Raw genomic sequence first — 6,037 nt, 5'->3', positions numbered from 1 at the left:
CATCAGCTTGTTAAGAGCACTCCTGATTTTAAAAACTTCACTGATCAGGATTTGGCTGAATCCAGCGACTTATATGCTGCTGGCGCATTTGCCATCAGTAGTGCGCTCACCCTGATTGGCAATCTGGCGCTAGACGCAACTAATGCAGAAGATTATGCAGATGAAGATGCCCGGCGTGACCTGGTTCTTGTAAGCCATGTATTGCGTCACCTCCCAAGAATGGCCCAAGCGCTTAATCAGAGTAGTGATTCTGCGGATTATGTACGTACCCAGCGTAACAAAGGAGGCAAGGCATGATCAGCAACGTCAAATTTAACGAACTGACTAGTCGCGTTGATGTGCTGGTGGAGAAGGTCTTGCACCTTGAGGCGCAGATCAAATCACTTACTGATAGCCAGGGAGGAGAGATCCCCCCCGGTATGACCCCGGTAACTACGCTGGCGGCGCAGTTCGGTATTTCCACCAAGAAGGCCGAAGAACTGGCGAAAAATACGGGGGTAATGCTGGTGCGGATGAAATCGGGCGGATTCATTGCACCCGATGAGAAATTCAGGGAGGCGGCGCGACTGGTACTTCGGGCGGCAAAACGTAAATACGGATCGGCCTACTGGTATCACCCGCTGATCGGTAAATTCCAGATGAGCGGAGGGATCCCGAAATGACAGATGCAGTGATGACAGTCGAAGCCGTATCTGATGCGCTGTTTACCTGCTCATATCTGTGGGCGCACGGTAAGCACTACACCCGCACGGATGCTGATAAGGCAATCCACCAGCACAAAGACCCGACAACACGCTATGGCAAGCTGGCGGTGCGATTAAAACAGATAGTGGAGATGCCTTACGAGGATCTATGTGATGCCGGTTATCTCGATACCAACCATAAACAGATGATTATCGCCCGGCGTTCGGTGCTGGTGGACGAGATTGGCGAGGACGAAATGAACGCCTGGCTGGCAGACACACAGCTGATTCAGCGGGCTTTCCCGGATGCTCCCGCCGTTGACCGGCACTCAAGGCTTCCACTTTCCCGCGGCTCTGAGGGTTTTAACGTTCGCCAGGACTACGTGATCAAACATATGATTCCGGCACAGTCACTATGCAGCATATACGGCCCCAGCGGGTCATATAAGAGTTTCCTTGCGGTGTCGTGGGCCTGTCACATTGCCGCCGGCGCTCCCTGGTCTGGACGGAAGGTTGAACAGGGTGCAGTGCTGTACGTGGTGGGTGAGGGTGGCGTAGGCGTACCACGCCGGATCAAAGCATGGGAACAGATGCACGGCCAGAGCGTGGACAGTCTCTGGCTGGTGAATCGCCCTGTGTTCCCGGTGCGCGAGTCCGAGGTGTCAGAAGTGATTCTTGCCGCCAAGCAGATCACTGCGGAATGTGGTATGCCAGTCCGACTGGTGGTGATCGATACGCTGGCCCGTTGCTTTGGTGGTAACGATGAAAACGATGCCCGTGATATGGGCGCGTTTATCGAGGGTTGTGACGTTATCAAACAGAAAACCGGTGCCACGGTGCTGGTGGTGCATCACTCAGGTAAGGATGAAGCCAAAGGCGCGCGCGGTTCCAGTTCTTTCCGCGCAGCGCTGGATGCCGAGTTTAACGTTAAGCGGGAAGGGGAAAACCAGGCACTGATTCTTTCCTGTACCAAGATGAAGGATGCCGAAGAACCGCAACGCAAGGCATATGATTTGCGCACCGCTGAACTGTACACCGATGAAGACGGCGACATAATTTGTTCGCTGGTGGTTCGGGATGTGGCCAGAGACGCCCGGGAAATTGATCCGGAACTGATGGGTGTGGAAAAGCTCAGTGATAACCATATGGCGCTGTGGCAGGCTATACGAAGCCGTACTGCACGCAATGAACCCTGTAACCGGGCAGTCATCCGGGATGACCTGAAAGCGCTGGGAATTAACACCAAGCATTTCACGCGCTGGGTACAGAAGCTGATCGATGACGGTCTGGTTATTCAGGACGGTGATTTGTTGTCGGTGCAGTCGCTAAGGGAAGTGGGTAATTAAGTGGGGGGCTGGTGGGGAAGGTGGGGAATGACCCTCATATTTCCCCACTTAGCGCCCATATACAGGGACGAAGTGGGTAAAAGTCGTCAAACCCGCGTCATTACTGGTCTGAGCGGGTGTTTATGGAAATACCTGTGGGGAGCTGGTGGGGAGCATGCAAAGTGGGTAATTGGTGGGTAGATATTAACGGAGAAATCGTAATGTGGGATACCTTTATCGGAAATATTGTGACTGTGATTTTACTTCTGATGAGTACAGTTGCTGGGTGGTTTTTCACGGATCACAGAAGACTTAGCCATTTATATTTCCCTCGTAAATTTAGAAAAATAAAGCATGCTTTGGTGATATATAGTCGTTTTTTATACAGTGGGGGAAAATTTCGGCGTATATTGTTTTCATTGGTTGTTTTATCTTTATCATTCATCATTTTCACTGATTCTAATGAGTATAAATTTATTGAAAATATGGCGTTTTCAATAATTGCTGCATTCATATTTGATATGTTTCTAAATTTTCAAAAAGAGCATATGCTTAAAAGCATGGCTTCTCGTTACTGGCATTCATCTTATTATTCATGTTATGACCGTGAAAAAATTGTTTTGGCACTATTTTTGGGTGGTAAATCTTTGCCAAAAAAAATAAATATCTCTTCATTGTATAAGTTAATGTTTATTTGTCTTTTTGGAAGCGATAAGCCAGTCACACTTGAAGCTATTTATTTACCATGGTCGAATAATAGTACTGGTTTGAAAATGCTGAGTTTGCCTAAGGGCTGTTCTTTCGATGATTTAATTTTAGAATTTATCAGGGAAGATGCCAAGTTTATCAATGGTTTTTATTTAGATGAGAAAGTTACTGTATCATTTCCTGGTCTGAATGATATATCAAGGCGTTTTAATAACTCATGCTTGATAGCATTAAGCATGGTTGAAACGAAACTGGGGTTACAGAAAGGCTGGAATGGTAGCGATGACATGATTCTGAAACAACTACATCAATATCTGGGGGACAGATGTACATTTATGGCTGCTTGTGAGAATCAATTTGGGCATTACGGTACGACTGGGATTTAAGCAGCCCTTGATGGCCAGGAACGATGAGAAAAAAGCGGGCCACACCCAGCCCGCTTTTTGACTAACACGAAGAACATAAACGAAACTGTTATCTTTGGAGGAAATAACGAAGTAACAATAGCAGAACGTTAGCTGTTGTATATCTGCGTTATCGAACTTTATACACTATTGCACATTATTGCACTCATCTGATTCTGCATTCACAGTGATAACATTATTGCTGTGACAATTCCTGTATTTTTCATTTTGAGGTAAATCTATGCCTGATTTATATTCACCAGCAGCGCTTGTCCGGGTTGTAAGTGCTGAGGATATCCAGAAGCAGCTTAAAACCCTTTTCACAGATTTATTCTTTACCCGCGCGGTAACGTTCGAAACACGCGATATCATCCTGGACACTATCGACGACCCAAATATTCCGATCGCAGCGTTTTGTTCACCTATGGTTGGTAGTAAGGTGGCGCGTGATGAGGGCTATGAATCAAAATCCATCCGTCCGGGTTACATGAAGCCCAAGAGTAGTATTGACCCAAATAAACTGGCCGTTCGCCCGGCTGGTGTCACACCAGAACAATACAGCACGCTCGACACCCGCAATATCAAGATTAAGCAGGCCATTCTTAAACAGTCGATTGCTATCCGGGCGCGTATTGAATGGCTTGCGGTTCAGGCTGTCACTACCGGGAAAAATATCATTGAAGGGGAAGGTATTGAGCGCTACGAACTGGACTGGAATATCAAAACCCAGAACATGATCATTCAGTCTGGTGGTGCAGCCTGGTCAGGTAAAGACAAGGCAACATTTGACCCAAATGACGATATTGAAGCCTATTCAGAACTGAGTGAAGGGGTAACAAATATCATCATCATGGGTGGAAACGTCTGGAAGAAATATCGCTCATTCAAAGCGATTAAGGATGTGCTCGATACTCGTCGCGGATCAAATGCTCAACTGGAAACGGCACTTAAAGACCTGGGTGATTCAGTGAGCTTTAAGGGATATATGGGAGACGTTGCAATCGTGGTTTATAGCGGTCGCTATACCGATGAAGACGGCACCGAAAAATATTTTCTCGATCCTGATTTGATGGTGCTTGGAAATACGGCCCTGCAGGGGATTGTGGCTTATGGTGGGATTCAGGACCCTGAACTTATCCGTATGGGGATCACCAAAGCAGAACTCGCGCCTAAAAATTACATCGTGCCTGGCGATCCGGCTATTGAATACGTCCAGACCCATTCCGCGCCGCAACCTATTCCGGCTCGTATTAACCGCTTTGTCACCGTTCGAGTGGCTTAAGGAGCATTCATGACTACGCATTACACTGAGCTGGTGGCTGGTACCGAGGCGCTGGTGTCTACTCTGGGGATATTTGTTGGTGGTAAGGGGGTTATCCCGGCGCTTACGCCGCTGATGCAGGATAACACCACTGGCGCTCTTGTTGTCTGGGATGGCGTGAACGCAGGACAGGCGGTGTATGTGTCGTGCTTTGCCGTTGATACCGCCAGTCAGACACAGGCGCAGGTCTATAAAGCGGGCGTGATGAATGTTGACGTGCTCAACTGGCCTGAGGCTGTGACGACCCTCTCTGCTAAGGTTGCCGCCTTTGTTGGCTCTGGTATTTCTGTTCAACCGCTGGCACTGGTGTAAGGGGATTACAATGAAAGAAAACAGCCTGATGGCAACTGCCGATGCCCTCTATCCGGATTCTGTTGTGCGCGAGCTACAAGAACTGGCAGACAAGATGAACGTAAGTGAGCGCCTGGTTGATATGAATCAGGTGATTGAACTGACCACACTAAGCCGCAGAACGTTACTGAACCTCGAGGCTCGTGGTGAATTTCCGGCGCGTGTACAGGTCACTGAGGGTCGCAAGGCCTGGTATCTGAGTGAAGTGATTGAGTGGATTAACAACATTCCCCGTTGCTCTGAGACATGCCAGATCCCTGTACCAGTCAAACCAGAAGCTTCGCTATGCCTCAAGACTGAACGAGTTCGCCGCCAGGTCCGTGATGGGAAAAGCAAGCTGGTAGGCTGATCGGACAGGCTCGATTGACCCGGTAATTGGGCGCGGGTCCTTTCGGGAGATCCGGCTTACTACGGGGCGGCGACCTCGCAGAATAGCGCTATTTATGAGATTTTCTGAGATGCTGGTGGTGGTGTTGTTGTTCGTTGTATCAGTATGATTTAGATGGTTTTTATTACTTCAATACACCCACCTGAGCATTAAAAAAACGGTATAAAGGTGGAAAATGGCTCAGCATCTACTGAATAAGAAGAACATGGCAAAAAGCTGTAAGGTCGGTGTGACAGCTTTCGACAAATGGGGCATCGAACCGATACAGCGTATCGGGCGTGAGGCATTTTATGATGTTGCCAGCGTGGTGAGTAACAGGGTTGAAAATGAGCTGAGTAAAATTATGGATCAGGGCGGCGACATTGATGACGCTGAACTGTTAAAGGCCCGGATTCGCCTGACGAACGCCCAGGCAGATGCGCAGGAGTTGAAGAATGCCCGTGAAACAGGCGAGGTTATTGATACTGCATTTGCCACTTATGTCCTTGCGAAACTTGCCGCAGAAATCGGTTCAATCATGGATAGTCTTCCTCTGACAATAAACCGTAAATTTCCGGACATGGAGACTCGCTACTCCAATGCTATCAAAGTTGAGGTAAACAGGGCGGTAAGCCGTGCTTCAACTGTTGCTGACCTTATTCCTGAAATGGCTGAGCGGTACATTGAAGAAAATCAGAAGGGCTGAATACTATGAATCCATGTGCAGAAGTCATGACAACTATCAAACTGAGTGGATCTTTAGCTTCTTTATTCGGCAGAGAACATCAGCGCCTTATCGGTCCGACGCGTGAAGCATTCAGAGCATTATCAGCCACTATTCCGGGATTTGAGAAATTCATGAACACCAGCAAGGCGCG

8 protein-coding genes and 1 pseudogene are annotated in these 6,037 nt (G+C 48.2%); all 9 read left to right on the top strand.

Features of this window, described 5'->3' with window-relative positions; translation table 11 throughout:
- Nucleotides 1-297, top strand: a 297-nt coding sequence (locus AOY24_RS23080) for a hypothetical protein (protein ID WP_054177443.1), incomplete at its 5' end; no start/stop codon positions are given.
- Nucleotides 294-662 (top strand): hypothetical protein, encoded by a 369-nt coding sequence (locus tag AOY24_RS23075; protein ID WP_054177444.1) that lies wholly within the window; start codon nucleotides 294-296, stop codon nucleotides 660-662. The genes AOY24_RS23080 and AOY24_RS23075, both read left to right, overlap by 4 nt.
- A complete protein-coding gene (locus tag AOY24_RS23070) occupies nucleotides 659-2,029 on the top strand; it encodes a helicase RepA family protein (protein ID WP_082366219.1) in 1,371 nt (456 codons plus the stop codon). The genes AOY24_RS23075 and AOY24_RS23070 overlap by 4 nt, the downstream gene beginning before the upstream one ends.
- A 122-nt stretch (nucleotides 2,030-2,151) precedes the next feature.
- Nucleotides 2,152-3,102: a hypothetical protein gene (locus AOY24_RS23065; RefSeq protein ID WP_152967233.1), complete on the top strand. Its 951-nt coding sequence runs from the start codon at nucleotides 2,152-2,154 to the stop codon at nucleotides 3,100-3,102.
- Between the two features lie 259 nt (nucleotides 3,103-3,361).
- Complete coding sequence (locus AOY24_RS23060; protein ID WP_054177447.1) at nucleotides 3,362-4,402, top strand: major capsid protein; 1,041 nt, start codon at nucleotides 3,362-3,364, stop codon at nucleotides 4,400-4,402.
- 9 nt (nucleotides 4,403-4,411) lie between these two features.
- Nucleotides 4,412-4,753 carry a head decoration protein gene (locus AOY24_RS23055; RefSeq protein ID WP_054177140.1) on the top strand — a complete coding sequence of 114 codons (342 nt, stop codon included), beginning with the start codon at nucleotides 4,412-4,414 and terminating at the stop codon, nucleotides 4,751-4,753.
- Nucleotides 4,754-4,763: 10 nt separating this feature from the next.
- Nucleotides 4,764-5,141 carry an AlpA family transcriptional regulator gene (locus AOY24_RS23050; protein WP_054177139.1) on the top strand — a complete coding sequence of 126 codons (378 nt, stop codon included), beginning with the start codon at nucleotides 4,764-4,766 and terminating at the stop codon, nucleotides 5,139-5,141.
- 214 nt (nucleotides 5,142-5,355) lie between these two features.
- A complete protein-coding gene (locus AOY24_RS23045) occupies nucleotides 5,356-5,865 on the top strand; it encodes a terminase small subunit (RefSeq protein WP_054177138.1) in 510 nt (169 codons plus the stop codon).
- Nucleotides 5,866-5,891: 26 nt separating this feature from the next.
- Nucleotides 5,892-6,037: pseudogene (locus AOY24_RS25505) on the top strand (tail assembly protein); the annotation flags it as partial.

The organism is Citrobacter sp. CtB7.12 (assembly GCF_001297795.1).
In the GTDB taxonomy this organism is placed as follows: domain Bacteria; phylum Pseudomonadota; class Gammaproteobacteria; order Enterobacterales; family Enterobacteriaceae; genus Citrobacter_A; species Citrobacter_A amalonaticus.
This window is presented reverse-complemented; position numbering and strand designations above follow the sequence as displayed.

What these genes read in the sequence shown, in the direction of transcription:
- AOY24_RS23050 (WP_054177139.1), top strand. Translation starts at nt 4,764, where the DNA reads ATGAAAGAAAACAGCCTGATGGCAACTGCCGATGCCCTCTATCCGGAT.
- AOY24_RS23060 (WP_054177447.1), top strand. Translation starts at nt 3,362, where the DNA reads ATGCCTGATTTATATTCACCAGCAGCGCTTGTCCGGGTTGTAAGTGCT.
- AOY24_RS23055 (WP_054177140.1), top strand. Translation starts at nt 4,412, where the DNA reads ATGACTACGCATTACACTGAGCTGGTGGCTGGTACCGAGGCGCTGGTG.
- AOY24_RS23070 (WP_082366219.1), top strand. Translation starts at nt 659, where the DNA reads ATGACAGATGCAGTGATGACAGTCGAAGCCGTATCTGATGCGCTGTTT.
- AOY24_RS23045 (WP_054177138.1), top strand. Translation starts at nt 5,356, where the DNA reads ATGGCTCAGCATCTACTGAATAAGAAGAACATGGCAAAAAGCTGTAAG.
- AOY24_RS23065 (WP_152967233.1), top strand. Translation starts at nt 2,152, where the DNA reads ATGGAAATACCTGTGGGGAGCTGGTGGGGAGCATGCAAAGTGGGTAAT.
- AOY24_RS23075 (WP_054177444.1), top strand. Translation starts at nt 294, where the DNA reads ATGATCAGCAACGTCAAATTTAACGAACTGACTAGTCGCGTTGATGTG.